We start from the raw sequence: 24,912 nt of genomic DNA, 5'->3' as shown, positions 1-24,912 counted from the left end.
TTCACACTCCGATCAGTTCCAGTGTGCGCTGATCGCTGAATTTGCATATGACCATCGTCACGATGATTCCTGATGGGCGAGCTGTTTTGATAGGGCAGGGTGCCGATGAGTTCGTAAGCGCCCGGCCAACACACCCTCCTGAATCCAAACCTCAGTGAAGCACACAGCAGTGCCCCCAGCGTTGGGATCAGAACGAGATGTTGGCTGAATGGTTAGGTCAATGCATCACCAGTTCATAATCATCGGCAACCCTGGACGGAAATCGTGTGTCTGGCCGCTTACGCCATGATCGATTTCCAATACGACCAGATGCTCATCACCGTGAACAATTTCAAATCCTTTCAGCTGGTTTGCGCAGTTGGCAGGGGTAGAAAAAGCTTGGCTGTTGGGGGTGGTAACTTGCACAGATGTAATGTCGCGAAAGCCGTTGGGATGTTCAAACGGCTGCGCTCGTTCAATCGGAGCCTCATCTGGTCTCTTGGCAAACGAAAGAAAAAACCACATCGGTTCGGATATAGGCGCATGTCCCACGTCGACTTTCAGGGTAGCTGGTAAGTAAACAGGTCGATATTCCCAAACCGGAAACATTGGCTTCTCGCCTACGGTGGATGGTCTGAAGCAAATTCCAAAGGGCGCGGCGACTCCATCTGCGCACTTGAGGCGGTCAAAGAGTTGGGTTGGCGCTGTTAACGGACTTTGAGCTTCTAACTCATCGGTGAGATGTAAAAGCTCAATGAAAGAATTTCGGAAGAAAAACCTTCTATTGGCAGTGCCTTGGCCTGGGTGTACGTTTGGTGTCCCTTCAGCAAGCCCGAGAGCTTTCAGTGCGTCAGCGCCTCGACCGTCATCATTCACACAGATAAAAATGTGATCTATTTCCATCGTTAATTCCCTTTAATCCTGTGATTTGATTGCCTAATTATTCGGTAACAGGTCAGCAACTTCACTCGCCTGCTGCGTCGGCAGGCGCGTGAGAACGTCTTTCAGGTAAGCATACGGATCATGTCCATTGAGCCGTGCCGACTGGATCAAACTCATGATCGCAGCCGCACGTTTACCACTGCGTAATAAGCCCGCAAACAGCCAGTTCGAACGCCCAAGAGCCTACGGCCGAATTTGATTGTCGCACCAGTCATTATCGATGGGTACAGCGCCGTCATAGAGATAGCGCGTCAGCGCTATCCAGCGTTTGAGGCTGTAATCCAGGGCCTTGGCGATGGCCAAAAAAACGGGGCCAGACCACGATTAATTCAGTACCGGCATGATCATCCAATCGTGTCCTGCTCCTGAACACTCTACGGCAGCTCCCATCGCACCTCACTCACCACGTCGCCCGATCCAGTGACAAACCCACCGTCAAATCGGTAATCAGCGTCGTCTGTAACCTCTCTTCAAACAGCGCAAGCCCAGCCGCCAGGCAGCAGGTCTCCGGGCAGGGTTCCGATGAGTGCCTGGATACCGTCGATGAGCCATTGGGAAGGGGCGAAGCTGGGTTGCATGTCGATGATCAGAAGGGCTTGGCGCAGGGCATTTCCGAGGGCGGTCGCGGCGGCGGTTGCATTTTTGGCCGCGGGGGATTTGTGCTGGTCTGGTTGGCCTCTTCGCGGGTAAGCCCGCTTGTATGGTAGGACTTGAAGGGAGGAGGAGGGACAAAGCCCGATTCTGACTGTTGACGCAGTACAGATCCGTGGGAGATTTCGCCCCTCCTCCTTTCACCCAAGCGCCGATAAAGAATGCATCTGGCTAGACCGACGATAGGAACAAGCCTGCGCCTCTGGGTGAGCCCTTCAAGTGTTCAAAACCATATCCCGGAGGAAATACAATGGCAATGCCGGTTTCTGTCACACAGCCGATCGTAGGTGTGGATGTCGCCAAGAACGAACTGGTGATCTATCACGCCGAACTTGACCTGCTTGAAGAGATTCCCAACAACAAAGCAGCCATCAAGACGTGGTTGAAGGCCTTGCCAGGGACAGTCGCGGTAGCTATTGAATCGACCAATATCTATCACTTGGAGTTCGCTGATCTGGCCTATGAGGCCGGCTGCACGATTTACATGGTGGGTGGCTATGAGCTCAGCCATTACCGCAAAGGGGTGAATATCCGTGCCAAAACCGATGCGCTGGATGCCAGGCTGCTCGCTCGCTATCTGAAGAACGAAGGTGATGATCTTCATCCGTGGACCCCGCCATCACCGCTGTACCGCCAGCTCCTGAGCCTCTTCCGTCGTCGCGCAGCCTTGGTTCAGGCGCGGGTCGGCCTGGTGCAAAGCTGGGCGAATGAGCCGCTGTTGAAGACAGCTTTCGCCGAGCAAGTGAAATCCATGCAGCAGCTTGAGGCGCTGGTCGAAAAGACGATTAATGATCATCTGAAGGAAGCCGGCTTGCTCAGTCAGTTGAAGCGTTGCGTGAAAGTTGAAGGCATTGGTTTTTTGACCGGAGCCCGCTTGCTCACGGCGTTTCAGCGGGGCGACTTCAGAAACGCGGATGCCTTTATTGCCTTCCTGGGAATGGATCTGCGCGTGTCGAAGTCAGGACAAAAGGATGGTCGTCGGAGTCTGACCAAGCGAGGTGACCCGGAAGCCCGCCGGCTTTTGCACAATGCAGCCATGTCGGCCAGCCGTACGCCCGCCTGGAAAGGCTTTTACGAAGAGCAAAGAGCTCGAGGCTTCAGCACCACTCAGGCGCTGGTGATACTGGCTCGCAAGCTTGCTCGGATCGTATTCGCTCTGCTGAAAGGGCAGAGCGAATACCAACCAAAAGCCGGTTGAGGGCTTCCCCTCAACCATAGAATCTCCCACAGGGGGGGAGCCATCGATTGCCAAACCCCAGATGCAACAGAGCCCGCACTTGGCGGGCCTTGTCGTTTTCGGATTGGTGGGCCGGGGTAATTTGAAACAAGACGGTATCTATCTGTTTTTTCTGATTAATAATTTATTGGTCAACTTGCCTGGAATACCAGTTGGAACGCTGAGTGGTCTGGATTCCGATGGACGGTGCTTTTTGAGCTCCGCCCAAAAAACGAGTCGGGATCGAGTCTATCAAGCAAATGGTCGCGCTGTTGATTGTTGCCCCTGCGCGTACGATGTCCCCACTCGCAGGTACAGGGGTTCCTAGTAAACGATACCGTCAATGATTGCTGTGTTGGCTAAGCCGACTCTCGAAGTACTGCGCAGTCTCTTTGTCGGTGCAGTACAGGTAGCAACCCTTCATCCCACGTGTCATCAGAGTTCGGTATGTATTTTTGATGATCAGGTCTGTTTCTTTTTTCGCCAGGGTAGGTTGCTCTTTCATCATTTTTTTCCAGCCGCGAATCGATTTATCGTGCTTGTCGCGCTCGTCCGGGGATGTCACTACCTTACCGTCACGTACGATTAGGTCTGGCCCGATGATCACCCCGATATAGTCGACCTCCAAACCTTGGCAGGTATGAATACAGCCAACCTGCTCAATGGAGTTCTCAGCGATGATCCATAGGCTGCCATCCTGATCCAGGTTCCATTGGCGTTTGTAGTCACCAATGACGATATCAGCAGCGGTGGGGTCTTTCTTGCTCAACCAAGGCCAACAATAGCCCGCGACCACACGAGCTTTGTTTCCGTGGTTTTTCTCGTTGATTGCTTCATGCATCGCCTGAGGTGAGTCGAACACCTTAAACTCGTACTCTTGAGTCTCGAGCGTCGGATTTGCCGTCGAGCGAATGCGTAGTGTGTCATCCAGCCATGCCAGGTAACCGTCAGAACCACTGCAGCGAAACTGCGAAGACAGCACGTGTTCTTCAACCACAGCACCCTTGGCTTTTGCAAAGGCGCGTATCGCCTGCTTGCTGCCGATATCGCTCAAGGTTACGCGCTGGTCTTCATCAATGAAGAAAATTGAGCATTTCGCTGAATCAATCAGCTCCTTGATCTGGTTTTCCCCAAGGTTTCCATAAAGCCCGCTTTTCTCATTCAGCCGGTGAGCTTCGTCTACGATAAGCGCATCGAATGTGTTGGGCTCAGTGTCGATGAATGCCCCAGAGCCTGAAAAGAAATTCGAGAAATGACTGCGCTTGATGGTGCCAACCAGTTTGCTCTCGTAGACCTTGCGCGGGGCTGCGTTCTTGGAGACGTATTTGCTCATCAGCTTCAATTCGGTGAGCCTCACCAGCAGATTGATAGCTAGAACGGTCTTCCCGGTGCCCGGTCCACCTTCAATGATCATCACCTTGGGGGCTTGGTCCGAGGCCTCGCTTGCCGCCGCCAGCGCCGACTCAAAAATTGCTTTCTGATCGTCAATCAATACGAACTCGGGTTTGCCTTTCATCAACCCCCCGAGGGCTTCGGCTAGCGCCTTGGACGGGCGAATTTTTCCTTCGGACAGCTCGTAAAGAACCTCTTTGTTGTCGCCATGACTTATATGCTTTTTCAGAAAGCTTCTGAGTTTAATGAGCTCTTCCGGGCCTTTCAGAAACAGCGGAGCCTTGCTGATGTGGGGCTCGTAGTGAGCTGAATCTATGACGCCGTCGCTGACGTAGTTATGGAGGTAGGCACACGGACGGATTTCGATGCTTTTGTCATACACCGCCTCGTTGAAGCCTTCCAGCAGCGCTGCATATGACCATACCTGATAGGACGGGTGAATGGTCTCAATGAGGCCGCCACCCAACGCCGTTTTTACGATGGCATCCTTGGTTGTGGCGTTGGCCTTACTCCATTGCTTCAGCTCTATCAGTACGGCCTTTTTTGCCTGGTTTTCGTCGCGACCGGTGAGTAGAAAGTCGATTCGCTTCGACGACTGCGGAATGTGCAATTCAATGGCCAGGCCTGCGTCGCTCGGCAGGCCCTCGTCTCTAAGGACCTTGGCCATGTACGTTAGGGATCCTTGCCACGACCTGATTTCCGATGTGCCAACGTTCTTGCCGGTAGCTTCCTTGTAATGCCTGAGGATCACCTCCTCAATGTCATCGTTATCGTTGTCTTTAAGAAATTGCTGTTTGGTCGCAGCGTAAACGATCACGGGTTGTCCTTAGATGCGTGTTGGTCAGAGTCGGTCGTACTTTTTGCTGTTGCTTCTGGCTTTATCCACGGGGTACTTCTGGCCATTGGAAACGAGCTTCCGTGTCACCGCTTCGTTGAGGTCAATGCCGAGTACGCTGCTCAGGCGAACCAGGTACATCAGTATGTCCGCCAGTTCGTCTTTTACGGCTAGGCCGATTTCGGGATCTTTAGCTACGGAGAGCGAATCGGCATCGCTCATCCATTGGAAAATCTCGCACAGCTCTCCTATCTCGCCAGTGAGCGCCAGGATGAGATTTTTTGGGGAGTGGAACTGCTGCCAGTCGCGATCATCTGCGAAACGCTGAAGGGATGCGGCAAGCTTCACTACGTCAACCAGTGGCGCGGATGAGCTGTCTGAGTCACTCACGGGGCTATCTCTTGAGTATCGGGGGGCAAAAAAATGTGTAGGGAATCTGGCGTAAGATTGTAAGAGTTTTCGCTGCTTGCGCAGCTTTTTTGTGTTTTTTCTCACACGCTCTCTGCTGGCCGCATTATGGGCCGTTTCTGGCTAGCAGGTGATGGCAACTGGCACCAGACGAACGGATTATTGCCGGGGGCAGGACACTTCCTCCCCCGAACTGTTCAGCGGCAACAACCCTGAGCGCGCCTCCGGCGCCAGACGGACGGTTGTCGGCCGTGAGGTCCCGGTTTTCGCGGGACTGAATTTGGTGGGTTTTTTCTCTATAAAAAAATCAGCTATTTATGGCTTTCTGTGGAATCGAATCGGGAATTTTTGGGCCCTTTTGATTGATGCTCTGCGAGAGGATGTCTGCTGCTGGGCCCTGATTCCCCCTTCACGTAGAATTCGCAAGCTCAATCACTTCTTCTGGAGATGCAGGTGAACGACTCTCTCTCTCAACCAGATTTGCAATCCCTGCTTGAGGCGATGACCGATAAGGCTGCCTGGGCAACTTCCAGTAACTCGTTGGGTGATGTCGCGAAGGATAACGCTGGACTTGTAGCCGAGCTCGCCAACTTTGAACGGGCTGGCACAGTGGCTTTGCTAGCTAGTCTGCTAACCCTTCCTGCACATCAGCCAGAATGTTTACGGCTGGAGTTGCTGGTTGCACTTGCCCTCATTCACTGCCAGGGCCCTCAGGTTGCCACTGTCGACGATGCACGCCGCTGGTATACGTCTATTGGCGCATCGAGCAGTGTAGTTGGGGAAGATCCGGCAGAGGATGTGTTCGTCTCCATTGTTGGTAACCTCAAGGGCGATTACCGCATTCTGGAAGGAATATGGGAGGCCTCAGGCTTTTATACACAGCTGATGGTCGACATTGTCTTCGCTATGCCCGAAGAGGGCTACTTCATCCCTCTTAAGCGGGCCATCCAGGCGCTTCTACAGCTTTCGGACGTTATCTGCGCCAACTCCGGTCTGCGTCGGTTGGAGCCGGGTCGTCAAACCAACTCCGGCTCGCTTGAGACCGGTGGCCTTGACGCGAGCGAGCTCCGTTCACGTGTCACCTTGACGAAGCGCATGCTAAGGGCGGCTGGTGTAGCAATTGCAGATCTATCCCCCTTTATTCTTGACCACACACAGATCAATACCCTAGCTAGCCAGGCGCCCAGCGCGGGGGTATTGGAGCAGCGTCCGCTGCTTCGAATAGGTGACGGCCTTGTCGTCGTGCTGCCCACTGCTCTATCCATCGCGCTTCGCCACGCGGTGATAGCGTTCGCTGTGCAGAAGGGTGAGTTGGGCAACCTCGACAGGGCATTGGCCAACGCCCATGCGCGCACTCTGTCCCAAATGCCTGCGTTTGGTAACGGCACGCGGATTCGGTTGTCCTGGGATAAGGATAGGACAACCCGATCGGCGACTGTCTACTCCTCAGTCGATGTGGGCCACTTCATGGTGCTCCAGTTCGTCTTGCCCTCCATGCAGCAGCACTCGGACGAAGGCTTCAGCAGCATGCTCCGGCTAGATGATGAAACAGCGAATCTCCTCGACGCCCGCGCTGCAAAAACCGCTGCTGAACTTGCCGGACATCCCGACTTTCAGCGTGGCATAGTCGTGCGTATAGGTTGTGGCTGGGGGGCGGGCTTTTTCGGCTCGGTTCCCGAGCTGCCTGCGGCATGGCAGTTCGAGTGGATGTCTAGCGCAGACTTTTTCCGCTTAGGTTCGCTGCCCGATATGTCCGCACTCGCCTTCTGGCGTGTGCAGGACGCCGAAGAAATAATAGCGCGAGCAGGTGTGCGAATAATCAATGTCAACGGCATTCTCAACCTTCTTGGCTGGGCACGCGCCAATGACGGCCATATGGTTCCGCACAATCAACTGCCGGAAGGGCGCATCACCCCAGAGCGCCCTCTGATGCTAACAATTCCGACAGATATGCTTCGTGAAGTGCGGTTGGCAGCAGACATGGGGTATGACTGGCACCGCATTTGTGACAACACCGGCAGGTGGCACCGTGTTATGCGGCCGTCAGCGGCTGACTTCTTCCCAACCGAACGCGAAAGCAGGTGCTATGTATCCATCGATGAGCTTGAAGCACATCGGCTAAGTTGTGTGTATGAAGGGCAGTTCAACCTCTGGGTGACGATTGAAGCACCTAATGCTCAAGATCATATGCTCCTTTCTGAGTTAGCGAAGATGGTACGCACTTGGGCTGGGCGAATTGGCGAGGCGGTTGAAGCCATTGGCGAGCAGAGATCAAGGAAGTCCGTGAAGATCTACCTGCACTTTGAAGGTGACGGTGATATTAGCCGGTTCCACAATGAGCAGGTTCCACCTGACCTAAATACCTTTTGGAGACTCGAGCGTGTCCGTGAACAGGGGGCTATACGGGTTTTGCTGAAAGACGGGTATCTTGCTGGCTTCCAAGCGCCGGACAACCGTGCAGAACGCGCTTTAGTGCGCGCCCTTGGCACTGCATTTGCCACACTTCTACGTATCGATGCACCGATCGACCAAGGGTTCGCAATCGAGCGAATAGCGGTTCCCAATAACGCCGCACGTAGCTTCCATATTATGAAAACGTTCGACTTCAGTGACCGTGTACGTGGTTCCCTGAGGCGACACCTTTTGACTGTCGAGAACACCGAGTCAGGTGCGGCCAGAGTTGGGCTCGGTTGGCGTTCGGTTGCTGCCGATGCGCCGGCCCAATACCAGGGGAAGAAGGCGGTCGGCAAGCTCCTCAACGACGTAGTAGATGTACTCCTTCATGACATGCAGGGCGAGCTTTCTCGCTTCGATCGTCTGAAAACCCTCAACCGCCTGCTTGAGAACTGCGAACGGGCACGAAGCGATGAAAACCATTGGCATCGGACGGCCGCTGCCGTCCTCGGACTGCATGCTGGTGAAGTCGGGGTCGAGGATACGATCGCCAAGCAGTTGGGACGTTTTGCCGGTGCAGCACTGACCTCCAGGTTAGTAATCGAACTGGCCCTTTGCGCTTGCCCCAATAAGGGCGGGGCCGAACCCTCCGACATGGCGCTTGGTCGCCTCCTTGCGCAAGCAGCATTACTCTTTCGCATTGGCGGCATGTCCGACGCTGTACGTTTTGGGGCGCTGCCGGCCGAGGTCCAAATATCTCCCTTGGGTGACCTTCTCTTCCGCGACGAGCTTGGAGAAATGGTGCTTGAGCCTTTGCTGTCTAAGGCGACGAATGAGCGGTTCGAAGCTCATGCTGCAAGATTCGAGCAGCATTACGCAAAAGCGGATGACTTCGAAGAAGTGACTGATGAGGACGCATACTGTGCCCCTGCCACGGTCGATGATGACACCGAGACCTTTCTGGCGCTTTGGAAGGCGGAGATGGGGTTTACGCTCGAAGAGGGCCTCCGTTTCGTCCATGCGCTTGAGTCAATTGGCATATCGAAACAGACGGCAATTTTCACGATGGAGCGGAGCCAGCTGGAGCTTGTCGGTAAGTCCGCCGGGCTCGACGATACTGTCACGTCCGCTTTTCTTGACCAATTCGTCTTACAAGCTCGCCCAAAGTGGGACGAGGTGACCGACGAGTTTGACCTCTCTGATATCTACCCTTGGCGCTTTGGTCGCCGCCTGTCAGTAGTAGCCCGGCCTTTATTACAGATGGAAGACAGCCTAGACTCGCTGGTGATCGTATCACCGGGACAACTGGGCAACTCTCTGCACTACCTCTTCAACGGGGCACATACAGGGCGACTCAAACGGGAGTTCTTCCGGACGGAGGGGATGAGAGATGAATGGCTGGGGGAGGCTCGGGAGGGACACACTTTCGAAAAAAACTTGGAAAAAGAATTGCTAGACGCAGGATGGACTGTTCGGCGCGGCATCAGCTTCCCTGAGATACTGAGGAGAAATCTGCCAACAAACCCAGGCGATATTGATCTGTTAGCTTGGCGTCCGGACCGCAACCAAGTACTCATAGTCGAATGCAAGGACCTTTCACTCGCTCGAAACTACTCAGAAGTCGCTTCCCAGCTCTCCGAATATCAGGGTGAAGACATAAAGGGCAAACCTGACAAGCTCAAAAGGCATCTGAAGCGTGTTGCACTGGCGCGAGAGAATCTTCCTGACCTGGCACGATTCACATCAGTCAAAGATCCCGAACTCGTGTCCTGGCTCGTTTTCAGCGGGGCGTCCCCTGTCGCTTACGCGCAGTCGCAGATCGCTGCACTGCAAGGTACGTATGTCGGGCGGCCAGACGATCTTCTGAAATACTGATCGAAAGAAACGGGAGTGTTGCATCGACCGGTTGAATCCACAACCCATAGCAGACGGTGGCGACAGTTAGCAGTCGGCCAAAAGCAGACGGCTTGCGAGTGCTCCGAACAGACCCAATAGGTGTTTTACCATTCAGGGATGGTCGCGCTTAGCAAGGGTTGGACAAAAATGTGGACAGGCAAAAATCAAGGCCTTTCCTGCTTTCACATACGGTATACGACCAAAGGTGCGCTTGGAACTGATGGTCTCAATTGCATACGGTTTCGACGAGGTGATAGGATCCAGTCTTCCTGGCGACAGGCTGCTTGTCAGCGTGTCCCTCATCGCGTCACTAAGTGATCTCTGGGATGCCCTAAGTTACTCGTTATGGGTCATGGGTTTTCCTCGTTGGTTGTAAAGCCATGCGCTTGCGCTCGGTCAGCCAGGAATTAGGATGAGGTAGTAATCATGAAGAAATTTGATTACGTCCAAGCTCAAAAGCGTATTGAGTTTGTTACCAAAGTTATCGTGATGGTTACGGCCATTTTGAAGCTTTTGGAAACAGCTCTGCCGCTCTTGAGCGTGGCTTTTAACTATTCCGAGCATTCCCGCGATGCAAAACTCTCATAAATGGTTAAGTCGATTTCAACTTAAATCAGAAACGTGGGTTTACGTTCCGACTCCGGAAGCGGTAGTGGAAGGCAGGAGTCTAAAAAAACTAATTCAACTTAGATGGCAGCCACCACGAAATTTTTACCACTTACGAGATGGTGGGCATGTAGATGCCATAAAATCTCACCTGGGAGGAAAATATTTCATTCATGCCGATCTTCGGAAGTTTTTCAATAGTATTAATCGGAGCAGAATTACTCGCGAGCTAAAGCCATATTTTGGATATAAGGCAGCTCGAAAAATCGCAATGGAATCGACAGTGTCTATTCCTACAGAACAGGGGCAAGCCTTCGCATTACCATTTGGCTTTGTTCAGTCCACTATCATCGCATCATTGTGTCTTCATAAAAGTACGTTAGGTAAAACGATTGAGATGCTGCACAGCAGCCAAGACGTTAAAATCAGTGTTTATGTAGACGACATAATTATTTCGGCTCAGACGCTACAGGCTGGTGAGCGAGCACTTCAGAAAATTAAAGAAAGCTGCGAAAAATCTGGGCTCATGTTGAACGAGCGAAAGCTAAAAGGCCCTTCTCCACAAATTACTGCATTTAATATTGACCTCAACGAGAACTCGATTTCCATTTGTGGAGTTCGACTTGCGGAGCTAAGGCACACCTACACAAACTCTAAAAATGAGAAGCAGAAGGACGGCATTAGAAATTACGTTTATTCTGTTAATCCCGCACAGGCGCTCATGCTTGACTATTGATTTTGGCGCGATTTTTTGGCTATTCAAACCTTCGAGCATTTACACCACCTCGACCCTGATCGTGACTCTTAATTAATTGGAGTAAGTATCTTCCCATTGGCCAGTTTCTGGGTTTCGTTTGAAGTGCTGATCGGTGGGGTAGTCTCGACCCACCGTCCGGAACAAACGAGTCACCGTGGCAATGGGTATAAAGTATAGTTTGCGCTTTCTCATTTTGTCCGATGACAAATAAAAGCCGCCGATATTTCCGGTGTCGCTTAGTTCGAATATGAATATGAAGCTATGTATTACCTGGTTGCATATAAATTCAATGTCCAGGGTTTGTGTGGTTGCAATGCCGAGGTTGTAGTGCTTCTCAAGACTATCCCTGTTGAAATAGTCGGGGTTGGCGTTCTCTCGCGCGGAGAAAAAACTCAGCTCGCTTTTTAACAGCTTTGTTGTAGTGGATAGCTTGAAAGTTTCAAGAAGTTTCCTAATTGCATAAAAGCCGACGAAAATCTCGCGTTCGGCACGAGCAAGTATCCGTTCGCTAGATTCCTCGGCAATTAGTGCCTTTTCCAACCACCGAGCAGAACGGAGGAGGGGTTGTTTCCAGTAATATGATTCATTAATCACGGGCGACTCCTCAGAGCATTTTATTGCAGTTGTTCGCCAGCTGCATGACGGAACGGAACTTTGCGTTGTAAAAGCACAAGCATAGCAGCGAATTAAAATTGCTGGTCTTAAGCTAGGGGCGAGGAAAGAGAAAAACTAACGAGTTGGGAAGACGACCCGTTAGGGCCGGTAGAGCCCTTACTGCGAACGTCCATTAATGACCCAGGCTGTATAAAAACGTTTTCGAGCAGTTTGAACGTCCGAATCACGAAAACCGAGCTCCTGCGCTAATTTCAGCACCTCTCTGATCCAATCACTGTATTTGCTCTGTGTAATTGTATGCTGCCGGCTGATCAACGTTGCATGCGCACTAATCGGTCAAGTGCAACTCTCGAGTAGGAGGATCGAGCCACTTTTTCAAACCTGCCGTCCCCCTAATGTAATTTTAATAAATCTCCATTGTGAGATATTTATCATTTGGGATGTTGATCAGCAGCTTCTCGTTATTCTGAGTTGTAATCAACCATATTTCCGTATCAGTCTTGTAAACCAAGCACCCGGAGAAAGTTTTTTTCTCGGTTTTAACGGAGGCGACCGTGCACTCAGACGATTGAGCATATCGCTCTCCTGCTTCCCTGCCTGAACCAAAAGAGTACCCGGTAATTATGGACATCGCGAGAAATATATAGGCCCAGCTAAACCGGTTGATAGATGCCCAAATGGAAGAAGTCATTATTGACGTGGCTTTTTTGCTGAAATAATCTACGCCGAGTTTGTTGAGGGCAAAGTTTAATATTGATGCGCTCAATGTTATTCCTATAAAAATTAGTGCCGGCTGAAATGCTATTGCTAATAGTTGGCGGCCTCCCTCGAATAGAATTCGCTCAAGGGATACTGAGAATAAATCAGGATTGCCATTTAAATTTCTAAAAAAAGCATTATAGTAGGCAATTCCAGTTGCGTATGATATTGCTGTAACGACAAATGTACCGCCCGCCACTTCGATAATATTACTCTTCATTAGAGCTAATCCTCGTAACTTTTATTCCCGCCTTACCTTCTAAAGAGGAAGTCTCATGGCTTGGAATTGAAAGTTTGAGTTTTGTTTTGATCTTCGCCGTTTTTTGAGCTTTTTTCATACGCTCCAAACGCTGTGAGTTTTTGCGTGCAAGCTCTCCTAGCAATCGATCGACATTGTCCGCGCCATTCCGAGGAAGATAGCGCTCATCAATCATATCAGACGGGGTGTAGAGCAACGCCGAATTGCCGGAGGGGTCAAGTTGCTGGGCCGCGTCGTCAGCATTTGATTGTCCAGATAAAAGCAATAGTACTAGTGCAAGTACTTTGAGTGAAAAGCCTTCATCGGAGCCCTTCGGTAATGGAATCTTATTGAACACGTCACCAGGTGACTTGAAAAATGCCTTAGCAGTAAGATCGAATTCGTCCCAGTCAATTTCATCGTTTAAAATTCGATCTATAAAGTCATCTGTTATGACTCCCAGCATAAGCTTTTCGGCAACGAGCTGAGCACTAGAAAGATTGTCAAAAAATCTACTTATTATTTTTCCATTTATATCTGCTCTAGTTCCGATGTGAGTCGAGAAATAGAGGTTTTTCTCATCACTAAAAAAAGGATATAACAGGCCAAAAACATCTTTCCAGTGATCGGTTAGGTTTGTAACTGTGTGTCTAGACTGAAAGGTTTCTTTTAAGAGTCCACTAATTTTATCGCGTTGAATTGTTGGGCCCCATTCAACTTTTTTGCGGAGTCGATGTTTTAGCTTGACAGTGGAAAGCTCTTTAGGGTCTGCCGATGATGCTATTGGTCGGGAACTAAAATGAGCCTTAGTCGATTGGCAAACACCAATCATAACTTTTGTATTGTCAAGTGATACTACTATATCACCTTTCTTAATATCGTTTATAAAGTGTGAAATTTGATGAAAGCAGTTTCTACCTTTTCCGTTAAATTTTCTGATTTTTGATTTGGTATCAACAAAATCGGCATTCGATAAAATAAGTCCTCGAATGCTCTCATCAGTTGGAATATCCAAAGTGCTAGATTCAGTGTGATTGTAAAATTTATCTAGATGGCCGATTGTAACAACGGAGCCATTTTTAAAATGACGTAAAAATTTTCCTTCATGGGCCCTTACCATCCATATCCGTTGGCCGCTATATTTAGCAATTTTTACACTTGATAAGTCCATATCTAACCAATTCTCACCGTCTATGAAGGGGGCGCAAGATGGCTAGCAATTGCCGATCCATGGCGTGTTCCATTCTAATCAGATATCAATGCCGCATGCCACCATATGATGGCATCGATTTTGCGCCGTGCCTTGGAAGGAAGGGAGAGCGTCTTTCGAGGGTTTTGTTCTGATATTTCATGGGCTGAGTGAGTTAGCCCAGCCAAGGACTTGAATGGCGGCTTTTGGCCGATTCTGTTGAAAATGTCGGCCATGGTTTTCACGGCAGAAGAGTACGCGCTTGAGATTGAAATCTTTACTTTGAGCAGAGGGTTCCAGGCTCGGATTTCGCATAGTTGCGCGCAAAAAAGGCGTTTTCAGCAGTCAGTATGTGGGCAGTCTGGAAGGACCGGCTTTTTCAACAAAGTCGGCCGTTTGCTGCCTTCCTCCAACGGCAGCAATGGTCGATTGCGATCGGTCGTGACTATTAAAGTCAGACCTTCGCTCAGCACTTGAAGACCCATGGCTTTTCTAACCGACGAGCTAGCAGCCGCACGGTCAGCAGGTAGTAATACCGGGTCGCCTCGCATCGGCTAGCTAGTCGGTGTCCAAGAAACCAAGCAACATGTTTTTTCTTCCAGGCCCAAGGTGTTTCTAGCTGCCAACGTTCAGATATCTCAGCTTGGATGAGCTTGGCTTGCCGTAAATGGCGTTGTCGAGTTGCGTGCGAGCCCGTCAACACTGCAGACAAGAACAGCTCCATGTCGAATGACTTGCTCAAGCGCGCCCTCCAATGTAGGCAGCGACCACATCAATTCGGCCGTGCCCCAGCTCATTGCTGATTTGCCTCCGGGCCTCACGATCAAGGTTCCTATCTACCTGGCAACACTGACCGCCGTTGATAGGCGCGCGATGCCGGGTAATTTGCTCATAGCGCTCACACGCGTACGCCGCTCGTAGATCATGGAAGCCTTTGAGGTTGTGTGCATGCAGGATGTCTCGCGCAGGGCGGATGATTTCTTGTAGAAGGTTCCGGTAGCTTTCGTGCGGCGCAATCATGTTGCGGCTACCCGCAGGCGACACCTGTCGGGCAAGCCCAAGTGCCTCGCGAACATGGTCGTCCACTGCAATCCATCTTGGCGCCGAGGCACCGGCGCGGCCGCCTTTGGTGCCGTCCTGAATGTTAATCCTGCCTAGGTTGTTAGCTTCACGACTTAGCCGTGGCAAGTCAGCCAAGATGGTCTCACGCAAGCGCATGCCGGTGGCTCGCGCCAACAGAACGATCGCAGCGGCTCGTAGTTGATGACGGCTGGAAAGTGCGTCGACGATCTGCTCAACCTGTTCGCGGTTTTGGCCTTGCGGCACCGACTGTCGAACCCCGGTGCGCTGCATGCCCAGTGCCTTGCTCGGGCTGGACAATTTCACGCACTGATCACCGCGAAGCGCCGCCATGGTTCTGTTAACGCTGGATAGCCGGTTTTGTGCGGTGCTGACGGCGAGATCACCGCGCCCAACCAGGTCACGCAGATATGCCGCATAGTCGGCCAACACCTTCCGATCAATCTGCCGCGCATCATTGATACCCGGCCCCTGTTCTGAGCGGCACCACTTAACGAATGTCTGCCACCGATCACTGTGTGCCTTCACCGTGCCGTAGTGGCCGCCGCAGAACATGTCTTTCAACGCCTGCGGCCCTGCATAGCTCAGTTGCCTGCCGTAGCCGAAATTGCGGCCATCGCGTCTACCCACCAATGCCATATCGATCACCTCATCTTCTGCTCTCCAGTCCTCGCCCCACGTCATCCCGCCAAGAATGCTGAGTGTTATCAGGGATCAAGGCCCCTGCGACCTGTGGGGATGTCCTCTAACGAGGGACTGGCGGCTCCTTACGTCCGGGAGCAAGGGCATCTCATGATCTGGCCTCCTGAGCACCGTTACCGGTGGGCGGGTGGAGGCAGCATTGGCTGACGAGACCAGTACCTAAAGATCCTGAGCCAGGTGCAAGCAGCAATGCGATGACCGGGGCATGCCTGACTGTCAGTCAGGTGCAGTCCATTCCTTGGTCTGCGGCACCATCATCTACATGGCTGTTGCTGGTGACATCGGCGTTTGTCACGCCGATTGTCACGAGGGGAAATGCCGCAAAGCCATGTGCGATCAGGGCTGCAGCAGTGGTAGAAGTGCCCGTCTCTTTCCAGGAGAAAGAGACGGGCACAGGTTGGCGCAAGATTCGGCCAAGCGGATAGGTTGCTGCAGGGCAGCACAATACGGTTTAGCTGGCGCACGAGGGCCATGAGATTAGAGAGCATCCATCACCAGAGGAGGTGACCGGGCGAGCTGCCGGATGCGAATCGCCCTTGGGGAGAACCACCGCGGAGCGGCGTGACCTTGAAGGTTCGGGTCACCTGGGGTGCTGTCATCGACAGCGCTTGCACGGCCAGTTCTACGCCTGTGGATAAACCCGGTCAAGGTTCGAAGTTCAGCGCCACTTTAGACTTGAAGCACGGTTATCCACCGGTGGAATTCCGTGGTAAATCCTGGACAACGTGGTCGCTTTTAGCTTTTCAAAGTAAGGTCCATCCAAACAGGGCGGCTTTGCAGCCCTGTTTGGATGGACCCGCGCTTAGAAGCGGATAAGCGAGGCTGCTTGCCCCGAATCTTGAACGTTCAGTTGTTGCTGCAGTTCTTGCGCCTGTGCAGCGCTAGCGGATCGGCACCACGTTCTTGTCTCTGACTTGGCCATATGCTGAGGCGAGCAGGCTGCCGGTCGCGGCTTTCTGGATGTACTCGCTCCACCAAGCCATCATCGGGCGCCGGCGCTCGATGTAGTCGGCTCGGTTGTAGGCGCTCCGCACCTCATCCTTGTCGACGTGCGCCAGGGCTACTTCGATGAGCTCAGGATCCCAGCCATGTTCATTCAAGATGGTGCTGGCCATCGAGCGCATGCCGTGGCTGACCAAGCGATCCTGGAACCCCATGCGTTTCAACGCCATGTTGGCGGTCTGGCTATTGGCGTGAGTGCGCGGATTTCTGTCTGCCGGGAAGACGTATTCGCGATGGCCGCTGTGAGTCTTCAATGAATCCAACAGTGCGACAGCGTGATCACTCAACGGGATGCTGTGAGGGCGGCGCTTCTTCATCCGCTCCGGTGGGATAGTCCAGACACGCCTTTCAAAGTCGATGTCTGCCCAGCGAGTGGTCGCCGCCTCGGCGGGGCGAGTCATCGTATGCAACTGCCATTCGATCAGGCAGCGGGTAGTGCGTTTGATACTGGCGTTCGCGATCTCTAGCATGAGCTCGGGGAGCTCTTCGGGCGGAAGCGCAGCCATGTTCTCTTTCTTGGGCTTCTTGAATACTGCCCTGATGCCGCTGAGCGGATTGGCGAAGATCAGGCCGGAATTAACGCCGTAGGTCATGATCTCGTTTAGCCGCTGGCTAAGACGCTTGACCGTCTCCAGGCTGCCTTTCGCTTCGATTGGACGCAGCAATCCGATCACCATCGGCGCGGTGATTTTCACCAGTGGTGTCGTTCTCAAGTCGGGGAACACATGCAGCGTGAGCGACCGCCAGATGTCCTCGGCGTAAGCCGGGGTGACCGAGTCTTTCTTGAGCTCGAACCAGGCGGTGGCGACGTTCTCGAAGGTGTGTTCGGTTTCCGCGCGCTTGGCTTCATTCAACGTATTGCGTTGCACCTTCGGATCAATGCCCTGTGCGAGCAGCTCGCGCGCATCGACTGCCATCTTTCGTGCGTTCGCCAGTGACAGTTCGGGGTAGGTCCCAAAGCCGATGTTGATGCGCTTTTTGGTCACCGGTTCGCGGTAGTTGAAATTCCACAGCAGCGAGCCGTTGCTGCGTACGCGGAGCTGCAAACCGTCACCGTCCGTGAGGACATAATCCTTGGACGCGGGTTTGACTCCCTTGAGCTGTCGATCGGAGAGACGGAGGTTTTGAGCAGGCATGAGATTCTCCTCAGGCACTGATTCGGTATTCCAAAGATTAGCACCGGATGAGATGGAATACCGTCTGGAATACCCGAATGGCTGGAACTCAAAAACTCTCAAAAGTCCGCAGAAGCGCTGGAGGCCGCGTATTTACTGGGTCGCAGGCACAAAAAAAGACGTCCGTGGACGTCTTTTTTTGATCATTTGGTGGAGCCGGGGGGATTTGAACCCCCGTCCGCCAGTACTCCGCTGTCGGTACTACATGCGTAGCCGTGTCTATTAAGTTAACCCTCAGCGACCCGACGGGCAGGGTGCTTTGGGCGAGTTGTGTAAGTTTTAGCCGCTTCGTCCACAACGTACTGCACGGCGATTCTGTTCTATATGACAATCACTTTGGGTTTACAGACATCCCCTGGTGATTGCTGGACCCGAAGGTACCAGAAGCTCAGGATCTAAGGCTGCTTACGCAGCGAGAGAGAATTCCTGGCCGTAGGTTTCGTCATTGGCAACTATAAGTAGTTGCAACAGTGGATTTACGAGTTCTGTTACCAACTCGGCATGCACCTAAAGTTTCGCAACCGGCGTCGAATCCTAAACGGCCCCGAACCTGCTGTGTGTAACCAGCAGGTAAGCGCAGTGTACGCCAATGCGCGCGGCGAGTCGACCTTCTGTCTTTACCTGAACGTCAGGGCCGACGCCGGATTGGCTCTGGCTCGGCCCTAATGGCTATTCATGTGGCTTTGAATGTCCTGAAGCGCTTGCTGCGTCAGGGAAACACACTCTCTGTCGTTGTTGGAGGCGTGGGCGGCCTTGGCTTGTTCGGCTTTGGTGATGACGACACCTTTGGTGGCGGCGTCCAGCGTGGTGGCGCTGGACAGTTTGCTATTGACCTCCTGGAGCTTCATTACGCATTGGTCGCTGTCGTTTGATGCGTATGCGGAGGAGGCCAGCATTGTTGCAGCGATGAGCAGTCCAGCCAGGGCGGAACGCTTCATGGGTATCTCCTGGAACGGGGGTGGGATTGGGCCACGCTGATTGGGGCTTAACAAATGGACTGTGACGGCGTGCAAGGGTTCTATTTTCGCTTGCGACGGAGTGAAAGATTTTTCCGGGAGGTGGATGCGAAAAAGAGGCAAAAATGACTGGTGCCAGTCAGTTAAGACGCGCAACTTGTGGGAGCGAGCCTGCTCGCGATGACGGCGGTACATTCAGCATCTATGTTGCCTGACCCGCCGCTATCGCGAGCAGGCTCGCTCCCACAGGGACTGCGGTGCCCTTTCTGACTGGCATTAGCCAAAACGCGCTTCTTTTGGTGCCTCGGTGTCAGACCGCTCTGGCCTGGGTGACCCGGTCCACGAGGTAGACCAGCCCGTGGTAGTCGATCCCACCGTGTTGCGTCAGACCAATCTCACAGGTGCGGCTGGTGGAAATCCCTTCGCTGCATTGCTGTACCGCGTCTTTCAGTGTGCGTAACGAATGGGCGTTCAATTCCGGCGTGGTAAAGCCCTTGTCGCCGGCAAATCCGCAACAGTGAATGCCTTCCGGAATGACCACGTTGTTACTGCACTTGCGTGCAAGATCGATCAACGCCTGGCTCTCGCCAAGATGTTGAGTGCTGCAGGTGACATGCACCGCGATCGGCGCTTCCTGGGGTGTGAAATCGAGACGATCCATCAAGTGAGTACGGATGAACCGCACCGGGTCGTACAGGTCCAGTCGAACATCGCCCAGGTCTTGAACCAGCCGCAAGGTACAGGGGCTGGTATCGCAATAGATCGGGTCGAGCCCGCCGCGGCTGGCGTGCAGTAGCGCGCCGATCAGTTCCTGGCGTTTGTGTTCGGCCTGTTCGGCGTAGCCTTTGGAGGCGAATGGCTGACCGCAGCAGAGGTTGTCCTGATTGTCTGGAAATACGACCTGGTAACCGGCCTTTTCCAGCAGGCCACGGGTTTTGTCGTACAGCGACATTTGCTCTTTATCACCCGCCGCCGGGCCCATGACCCGCGACACGCAAGCCGCCAGGTACACCACCCGAGGGCGTTCGTCCGACACGCTGGGGCTGAAGCGAATGGCCCTTTCCGGCTGTGGCATGGCGTTGGTCCATTGCGGGACCTGGCCTTTGGATAAGCGCGTCAATGTTGCCGACAGCTTTGCCAAACGTGGCGCCCCCAACAGCATCCGCGCACCGTTGGCCACGTGCAGGGTGAACCGCGCGCCTTGCAACGCAGTGGCGAAATTGCCTTCAATCCAGTTGGCAGTTTTCGTATGGGTTGCCTTACGGCCACGGAGCTTTTTCACCAGCTCGCCGGTGTTGATGCCTACAGGGCAACGTTGTGCACACAGGCCTGTGGCGGCGCAGGTATCGATGCCCTGATATTCGTAGGCCTGTTCCAGTTCGGCGGTGTCTATGCCGGCGCGTTGCTTCGCCTGGATGTCGCGCCAGATCACGATGCGCTGGCGTGGGCTCAAGGTCAGGCCTTTGGACGGGCACACCGGTTCGCAAAAGCCACACTCAATGCACTTATCCACAATCTCATCGGCGGCGGGCAGCGGTTTCAGGTGTTTGAGGTGGATCTGCGGATCGTCGCTGAGCACCACGTCCGGGTTGAGAATGCCGTTGGGGTCGAGCAGGCGTTTGAGCTGCCACATCAACTGGTAGGCGTCGCGGCCCCATTCCAGTTCGACAAAGGGCGCCATGTTACGACCGGTGCCGTGTTCGGCCTTCAGCGAGCCGCCGAATTCAACGGCCACCAACTGCGCCACGTCGTCCATGAACGCCTGGTAGCGTGCGACTTCTTCCGCGCTGTTGAAGCCTTGGGTGAAGACGAAGTGCAGATTGCCTTCCAGGGCGTGTCCGAAAAGGATCGCTTCGTCGTAGTGATGTTTGTCGAACAGCTCGATCAAGCGGTTGACGCCGCTGGCCAGTTGTTCCACCGGGAAGGTCACGTCTTCGATGATCACCGTGGTGCCGGTTTTGCGCACCGCGCCGACGGCAGGGAAGGTGTCCTTGCGGATCGCCCAGAGCCGGGCGTTTTCCACCGGGTCTTCGGTGAAGTCGACTTGCTTCTCCACCGGGAAACTCGTCAGTGACGCCATGATTTGCGTCAGTTGTTCCTGCAGCAAAGTGGAAGAGGCGGCGCGGGATTCGATCAGCAGGGCGCAGGCATTGGTCGACAGTTGTTGTACGAAAGCCGGCATGCCGGGCTTGTCCTGTACCGAGCGCAGGCTGCGACGGTCCAGCAATTCCACGGCCGACACCGGTTGGCTTTTCAGCACGGTGACGGCGTTGCAGCAGGTTTCCACATCCGGGAACACGATCAGCGCCGACGCCTTGTTCGGGTGGTCGATCACTGTGTCGTAGGTCACCGCACTGATGAACCCGAGGGTGCCTTCGGAGCCCACCAGCAAGTGGCTCAAGATATCCACAGGCTCGTCGAAATCCACCAGCGCATTGAGTGACAGGCCAGTGGTATTTTTCAGACGGTATTTGTGGCGAATTCTCGCAGCCAGTTCGACATTGGCGCGGGTCTCGCGGCTCAGCGTCGCCAGACGCTCCAGCAGTTCGGCGTGGCTCTCTCGGAATGCCGCAACACTTGTGGTGTCTTCGGTATCAAGACGGCTGCCATCCGCCAGTACCAGACGAATCCCGGCCAGGGTGTGATAGGTGTTCTGCGCCGTGCCGCAGCACATGCCGCTGGCATTGTTGGCGACGATGCCGCCGATTTTGCAGGCGTTGATCGACGCAGGATCCGGACCGATCTTGCGTCCGAACGGTGCCAGCCAGGCGTTGGCCTGGGCGCCGATCACGCCCGGTTGCAGACGTATTTGCGTGCCCTGGCCACGGATCTCGCGACCGTTCCAGTTATCCCCCAACACGATCAGCACCGAATCACTGATGGCCTGGCCAGACAGGCTGGTGCCGGCGGCGCGGAAGGTCACCGGGACCTGGTCCCGTTGCGCCAGTTTGAGCAGCGCCACCACTTCATCTTCGGATTCGACGCGAATCACCAGTTTCGGAATCAGCCGGTAGAAACTGGCGTCGGTGCCGAAGGCCAGGGTCGACAGCGGGTCGTCGAAACGTCGCGTTTGAGGAATCAGTTGCTGCGCATCTCGCAGGAAAGCCGCCGGTAGACTCATTGGTCCTCCAGAATCAGAACCACCAGGTCTTTCGGGCCGTGGGCGCCGTAAGCCAGCACTTGCTCGATGTCGGCGGTCTTCGACGGGCCGGACACCAGCAAGGCGTTGGTCGGCATGCCTTGGGCCCATTCGAATTCCTGCTGCACCTGATAGAAGTTGTCGCGGATTTCACTGGCCTTGAGCAGGGCGAAATGCACCGGCGGCACCAGGCTCATCAGACGCGGTTCTTCCCGCGTCGGCCAGAGAATCAGGCTACCGGTTGCGGCGATCGCGCCGAGGGTGGTGGTGAGGCTGGCCGGTGTGTCATTGAACAACTCGGCTTTCCATTCCTCGACCGGACGGTCGTAGGCTTTGAGCGCTGGCAGGCCAGGATTTTTCGCCCAATGCTGAGTGACACGTTGACCGTGAGGTGTCGTCGGCGCAATCAACAGGCTCGGCAACTGGCGATCCTGCAGCAGTTGCGCCAGTAATTCGGGCCAGCCTTCTTTGGAGGTCAGATGGATTTCGGTGTGCACCGCTTCCATCAGTTTGCGCAGTTGCGGGATGCGTTGCTCTGGCGTGTAGGTGTAGGGCTCGGTCAGCAGTTCGACATCGAAGTTGTCAGCCACCGGCGTGGTGCCCGTCAGACTGTTGCGCAACTTGGCGAGGATGTTTTGCTTGGCGTTCATCAACGGTCTCCCTGTTTGGCCAGATGCTCGCGGGCCATGTCATGCAGTGAGCGGGCCGCGGGTTTCGGTGCGCTGTGGTTTTGGGTCCACGGGCCGACATTGCTCGGCGTCATCGCTCGCAGGCGGGTGGCGAAGAAACCGAACAGGCGATAAAGCGTTGGCGAACTGTTGAGCTTCGCCCAGGCGTTCCAGATAAACCGTTCTTTGCGCGAATACTTGCAGCCCTGACCGCGCATCACTTGATGCGGGCTGTCCGGGGCTTTGACGTTTTCTTCCCGTAGGCGACGCAGCAATGCGGGGATCGGAATTTTTACCGGGCAGACTTCGCCGCAGGCGCCGCACAGCGAAGACGCACTCGGGTGGTCGGGGACTTTCGCCAGGCCGACCATGTGCGGGGTGATGATTTTTCCGATAGGCCCAGGGTAAACCTCGCCGTAGGCATGGCCGCCGATTCGGGTGTAGACCGGGCAATGATTCATACAGGCGCCGCAGCGGATGCAGTTCAGGGTCTGGCGCAATTCGCTGTCGGCAAACGCCTGGCTGCGACCATTGTCGAGCAGTACCAGGTGCACTTCCTGAGGGCCGTCGAGCTCATGTTCCTTGCGCGGGCCGGAGATCATGTTGACGTAGGTGGTGATCGGGATGCCCAGGGCCGAGCGGGTCAGTAGCGACAAGAGCGGCACCACGTCGCGCAGGTTTTCCACGACTTTTTCGATACCGGTGACGGCGATGTGCACCGGCGGTACCGTGGTGGTCATGCGCCCGTTGCCTTCGTTTTCCACCAGCAGCAGGGTGCCGGTTTCGGCCACGGCGAAGTTGACGCCGGAGACGCCGATGTCCGCTTCGAAGAATTTCTGCCGCAAGACTTTGCGACCGATCTGAATGAGTTGGTCAACGTCCTTGGTGTACTCCACGCCAAGTTTGTCGTGGAACAAGGACGCGACCTGACCGGCATTCTTGTGGATCGCCGGCATAATGATGTGTGAAGGCTTCTCGTGGTCGAGCTGGACGATGTATTCGCCCATGTCCGACTCCAGGCATTCAATGCCTTGAGCTTCGAGGACATGGTTCATCTCCATCTCTTCGCTGACCATCGATTTGCCCTTGATCACTTGCCGCCCCTCGTGAGCGCGGATGATCGATAAGACGATGCCATTGGCTTCGTCCACCGTTTCCGCCCAGTGCACTGTCACACCGTTGCGGGTCAGGTTCTGTTCAAGCTGCTCGAGCAGGTCGGGTAACTTGGATAATGCACGGGCGCGGACCGCATTGCCCAGCGCTCGCAAATGTTCTCTTTCATGGGCATCGCTGAAAGACGCTGCCCGTTTGCTCATCAGTGAGTCCATCGCCGTGCGAAAGTTGTTTCGCAATTGCGTGTCAGCCAAAGCCTTGTGAGCCCGGCTGCGGAAATCTTCTTCTACGGCGACCGTAGGAATAATCGTGGAGCTGCTCATCGGGCACCTCCGGTTCGCTGCCAAAGGAAGCTGGCCAGATGCTGACCGCGCAACGCTTCCTGCTGTTTCTCCAGCGAGCCGTTGATGTTCATCAGGCAACCGCAATCGGCACTGAGTACCTTGTGCGCACAGGATTCCTTCAACGCGCGGGTCTTGTCAGCCACCATCGCGCCGGAAATATCTGGCATACGGACGCTGAAAGTCCCACCAAAGCCACAGCATTCACTTTCGTGGCTGTGGTCGACTCGCTCCACATTGCTCAACTGCGCCAACAACTCACGGCCATGCAGGTGGGTGTTCATTTCACGGCGTGCCGAGCACGACGTGTGCAACGCCACTTTCACCGGTTCGCCGCTGTCCTTGAGTTGCACCTTGCAGACAAACAGCAGGAACTCGGCAAGTTCGTAAGTTCGTGCCGCGAGGGCCTGAACCTGTTTCAGCGTTTGCGGCTCGTCCTTGAACAAGTCGGCATAGTGTTCGCGCAACATGCCCGCGCAAGAACCCGACGGCACCACCACCGGATAATCCCCGGCAAACAATGCCAGTTGCGAGCGCGCCACGGTCCGGGCCTGTTCGGTGTAACCCGAGGTGTAGGCCGGTTGCCCGCAGCAGCTCTGCCCTTGCGGGTATTCGACACGAATGCCCTCGCGTTCCAGCAGGTGGATCGCGTCCATCCCGGCTTCGGGGTAGAACAGATCCAACACGCAGGTTCCGAACAGGTACACCCGTGACGGTTTTTCGCTGGGGTATTGCCGAGGTTCGGGCAGTGGCGGGGCGACGCGGGTCGCGTTCGGCACGGCGTTGTAAAAAAGCTCGCTCATCAGGTGTGTCTCCGGGTGGTCCCGGTTATCCGTCCGCTGAGGCTGCTGAATATAGA

18 protein-coding genes, 1 other RNA gene and 2 pseudogenes are annotated in these 24,912 nt (G+C 54.3%); 4 read left to right on the top strand and 17 right to left on the bottom strand.

Going from position 1 to position 24,912, the window contains the following annotated elements:
* Nucleotides 1-225: 225 nt before the first annotated feature.
* From QMK51_RS24660 to QMK51_RS24650, 3 genes and pseudogenes are all read right to left on the bottom strand, one after another.
* Nucleotides 226-882, bottom strand: a complete 657-nt coding sequence (locus QMK51_RS24660; RefSeq protein WP_258697631.1) for a VOC family protein — start codon at nucleotides 880-882, stop codon at nucleotides 226-228.
* Nucleotides 883-915: 33 nt separating this feature from the next.
* Nucleotides 916-1,221 (bottom strand): annotated as a pseudogene (locus QMK51_RS24655) (transposase domain-containing protein); the annotation flags it as partial.
* 112 nt (nucleotides 1,222-1,333) lie between these two features.
* Nucleotides 1,334-1,526, bottom strand: a pseudogene (locus QMK51_RS24650) (hypothetical protein); the annotation flags it as partial.
* A gap of 296 nt (nucleotides 1,527-1,822) precedes the next feature.
* Between QMK51_RS24650 and QMK51_RS24645 the strand changes: the two are divergent.
* Nucleotides 1,823-2,770, top strand: coding sequence for an IS110 family transposase (locus tag QMK51_RS24645; RefSeq protein WP_320390752.1), 948 nt, complete (start codon nucleotides 1,823-1,825; stop codon nucleotides 2,768-2,770).
* Nucleotides 2,771-3,128: 358 nt separating this feature from the next.
* Here QMK51_RS24645 and QMK51_RS24640 read toward each other — a convergent pair whose 3' ends face one another.
* Entirely contained in the window at nucleotides 3,129-4,997 is a 1,869-nt protein-coding gene (locus QMK51_RS24640) for a DUF2075 domain-containing protein (RefSeq protein ID WP_320392294.1), read from the bottom strand.
* 24 nt (nucleotides 4,998-5,021) lie between these two features.
* Nucleotides 5,022-5,405: a nucleotide pyrophosphohydrolase gene (locus QMK51_RS24635; RefSeq protein ID WP_320392293.1), complete on the bottom strand. Its 384-nt coding sequence runs from the start codon at nucleotides 5,403-5,405 to the stop codon at nucleotides 5,022-5,024.
* Nucleotides 5,406-5,876: 471 nt separating this feature from the next.
* Here QMK51_RS24635 and upx point away from each other — a divergent pair, with 471 nt between their 5' ends.
* The 3 genes from upx (at nucleotide 5,877) to QMK51_RS24620 (ending at nucleotide 11,055) form a co-directional block, all read left to right on the top strand.
* Nucleotides 5,877-9,692, top strand: a complete 3,816-nt coding sequence (gene upx / locus QMK51_RS24630) for an anti-phage protein Upx (protein ID WP_320392292.1) — start codon at nucleotides 5,877-5,879, stop codon at nucleotides 9,690-9,692.
* Nucleotides 9,693-10,139: 447 nt separating this feature from the next.
* Nucleotides 10,140-10,301, top strand: coding sequence for a hypothetical protein (locus QMK51_RS24625; RefSeq protein ID WP_320392291.1), 162 nt, complete (start codon nucleotides 10,140-10,142; stop codon nucleotides 10,299-10,301).
* A complete protein-coding gene (locus QMK51_RS24620) occupies nucleotides 10,285-11,055 on the top strand; it encodes a reverse transcriptase domain-containing protein (RefSeq protein ID WP_320392290.1) in 771 nt (256 codons plus the stop codon). Before QMK51_RS24625 ends, QMK51_RS24620 begins: the two co-directional genes overlap by 17 nt.
* Before the next feature lie 72 nt (nucleotides 11,056-11,127).
* Here the strand turns inward: QMK51_RS24620 and QMK51_RS24615 are convergent, their stop codons facing one another.
* The 12 genes from QMK51_RS24615 to QMK51_RS24560 all read right to left on the bottom strand — a co-directional run bounded on the left by QMK51_RS24615 (nucleotide 11,128) and on the right by QMK51_RS24560 (nucleotide 24,856).
* Entirely contained in the window at nucleotides 11,128-11,670 is a 543-nt protein-coding gene (locus tag QMK51_RS24615; protein ID WP_320392289.1) for a hypothetical protein, read from the bottom strand.
* Between the two features lie 424 nt (nucleotides 11,671-12,094).
* The gene (locus tag QMK51_RS24610; RefSeq protein ID WP_320392288.1) at nucleotides 12,095-12,670 is read right to left on the bottom strand and encodes a hypothetical protein; all 576 of its coding nucleotides are present in this window, start codon (nucleotides 12,668-12,670) and stop codon (nucleotides 12,095-12,097) included.
* Nucleotides 12,660-13,859: a hypothetical protein gene (locus QMK51_RS24605; protein ID WP_320392287.1), complete on the bottom strand. Its 1,200-nt coding sequence runs from the start codon at nucleotides 13,857-13,859 to the stop codon at nucleotides 12,660-12,662. The genes QMK51_RS24610 and QMK51_RS24605 overlap by 11 nt, the downstream gene beginning before the upstream one ends.
* Nucleotides 13,860-14,343: 484 nt before the next feature.
* Nucleotides 14,344-14,619 carry a hypothetical protein gene (locus QMK51_RS24600; RefSeq protein WP_320392286.1) on the bottom strand — a complete coding sequence of 92 codons (276 nt, stop codon included), beginning with the start codon at nucleotides 14,617-14,619 and terminating at the stop codon, nucleotides 14,344-14,346.
* On the bottom strand, nucleotides 14,616-15,596 hold the full coding sequence (locus QMK51_RS24595; protein WP_320392285.1) for an integrase domain-containing protein: 981 nt from the start codon (nucleotides 15,594-15,596) through the stop codon (nucleotides 14,616-14,618). Before QMK51_RS24595 ends, QMK51_RS24600 begins: the two co-directional genes overlap by 4 nt.
* Before the next feature lie 944 nt (nucleotides 15,597-16,540).
* Nucleotides 16,541-17,797 (bottom strand): integrase domain-containing protein, encoded by a 1,257-nt coding sequence (locus tag QMK51_RS24590; RefSeq protein WP_320392284.1) that lies wholly within the window; start codon nucleotides 17,795-17,797, stop codon nucleotides 16,541-16,543.
* A gap of 187 nt (nucleotides 17,798-17,984) precedes the next feature.
* Nucleotides 17,985-18,382: a transfer-messenger RNA gene (gene ssrA / locus QMK51_RS24585) on the bottom strand.
* Nucleotides 18,383-18,498: 116 nt separating this feature from the next.
* Nucleotides 18,499-18,774 (bottom strand): hypothetical protein, encoded by a 276-nt coding sequence (locus QMK51_RS24580; protein WP_258697630.1) that lies wholly within the window; start codon nucleotides 18,772-18,774, stop codon nucleotides 18,499-18,501.
* Between the two features lie 328 nt (nucleotides 18,775-19,102).
* The gene (locus QMK51_RS24575) at nucleotides 19,103-21,913 is read right to left on the bottom strand and encodes an FAD-binding and (Fe-S)-binding domain-containing protein (protein WP_320392283.1); all 2,811 of its coding nucleotides are present in this window, start codon (nucleotides 21,911-21,913) and stop codon (nucleotides 19,103-19,105) included.
* The gene (locus QMK51_RS24570; RefSeq protein WP_258697628.1) at nucleotides 21,910-22,581 is read right to left on the bottom strand and encodes a LutC/YkgG family protein; all 672 of its coding nucleotides are present in this window, start codon (nucleotides 22,579-22,581) and stop codon (nucleotides 21,910-21,912) included. The genes QMK51_RS24575 and QMK51_RS24570 overlap by 4 nt, the downstream gene beginning before the upstream one ends.
* Nucleotides 22,581-24,035, bottom strand: a complete 1,455-nt coding sequence (locus tag QMK51_RS24565) for a LutB/LldF family L-lactate oxidation iron-sulfur protein (RefSeq protein WP_320392282.1) — start codon at nucleotides 24,033-24,035, stop codon at nucleotides 22,581-22,583. Before QMK51_RS24565 ends, QMK51_RS24570 begins: the two co-directional genes overlap by 1 nt.
* Complete coding sequence (locus tag QMK51_RS24560) at nucleotides 24,032-24,856, bottom strand: (Fe-S)-binding protein (protein ID WP_320392281.1); 825 nt, start codon at nucleotides 24,854-24,856, stop codon at nucleotides 24,032-24,034. Before QMK51_RS24560 ends, QMK51_RS24565 begins: the two co-directional genes overlap by 4 nt.
* Between the last annotated feature and the right edge of the window lie 56 nt (nucleotides 24,857-24,912).

The sequence above is a fragment of the Pseudomonas sp. P9_31 genome, from assembly GCF_034008235.1.
Lineage (GTDB): Bacteria > Pseudomonadota > Gammaproteobacteria > Pseudomonadales > Pseudomonadaceae > Aquipseudomonas.
Note: the sequence above shows the minus strand (reverse complement) of the source record. Positions and strands in the feature narration are given on the sequence as shown.

What these genes read in the sequence shown, in the direction of transcription:
- QMK51_RS24570 (WP_258697628.1), bottom strand. Translation starts at nt 22,581, where the DNA reads ATGAACGCCAAGCAAAACATCCTCGCCAAGTTGCGCAACAGTCTGACG.
- QMK51_RS24625 (WP_320392291.1), top strand. Translation starts at nt 10,140, where the DNA reads ATGAAGAAATTTGATTACGTCCAAGCTCAAAAGCGTATTGAGTTTGTT.
- QMK51_RS24645 (WP_320390752.1), top strand. Translation starts at nt 1,823, where the DNA reads ATGGCAATGCCGGTTTCTGTCACACAGCCGATCGTAGGTGTGGATGTC.
- QMK51_RS24595 (WP_320392285.1), bottom strand. Translation starts at nt 15,596, where the DNA reads ATGGCATTGGTGGGTAGACGCGATGGCCGCAATTTCGGCTACGGCAGG.
- QMK51_RS24620 (WP_320392290.1), top strand. Translation starts at nt 10,285, where the DNA reads ATGCAAAACTCTCATAAATGGTTAAGTCGATTTCAACTTAAATCAGAA.
- QMK51_RS24560 (WP_320392281.1), bottom strand. Translation starts at nt 24,856, where the DNA reads ATGAGCGAGCTTTTTTACAACGCCGTGCCGAACGCGACCCGCGTCGCC.
- QMK51_RS24565 (WP_320392282.1), bottom strand. Translation starts at nt 24,035, where the DNA reads ATGAGCAGCTCCACGATTATTCCTACGGTCGCCGTAGAAGAAGATTTC.
- QMK51_RS24610 (WP_320392288.1), bottom strand. Translation starts at nt 12,670, where the DNA reads ATGAAGAGTAATATTATCGAAGTGGCGGGCGGTACATTTGTCGTTACA.
- QMK51_RS24660 (WP_258697631.1), bottom strand. Translation starts at nt 882, where the DNA reads ATGGAAATAGATCACATTTTTATCTGTGTGAATGATGACGGTCGAGGC.
- QMK51_RS24580 (WP_258697630.1), bottom strand. Translation starts at nt 18,774, where the DNA reads ATGAAGCGTTCCGCCCTGGCTGGACTGCTCATCGCTGCAACAATGCTG.
- QMK51_RS24575 (WP_320392283.1), bottom strand. Translation starts at nt 21,913, where the DNA reads ATGAGTCTACCGGCGGCTTTCCTGCGAGATGCGCAGCAACTGATTCCT.
- QMK51_RS24605 (WP_320392287.1), bottom strand. Translation starts at nt 13,859, where the DNA reads ATGGACTTATCAAGTGTAAAAATTGCTAAATATAGCGGCCAACGGATA.
- QMK51_RS24590 (WP_320392284.1), bottom strand. Translation starts at nt 17,797, where the DNA reads ATGCCTGCTCAAAACCTCCGTCTCTCCGATCGACAGCTCAAGGGAGTC.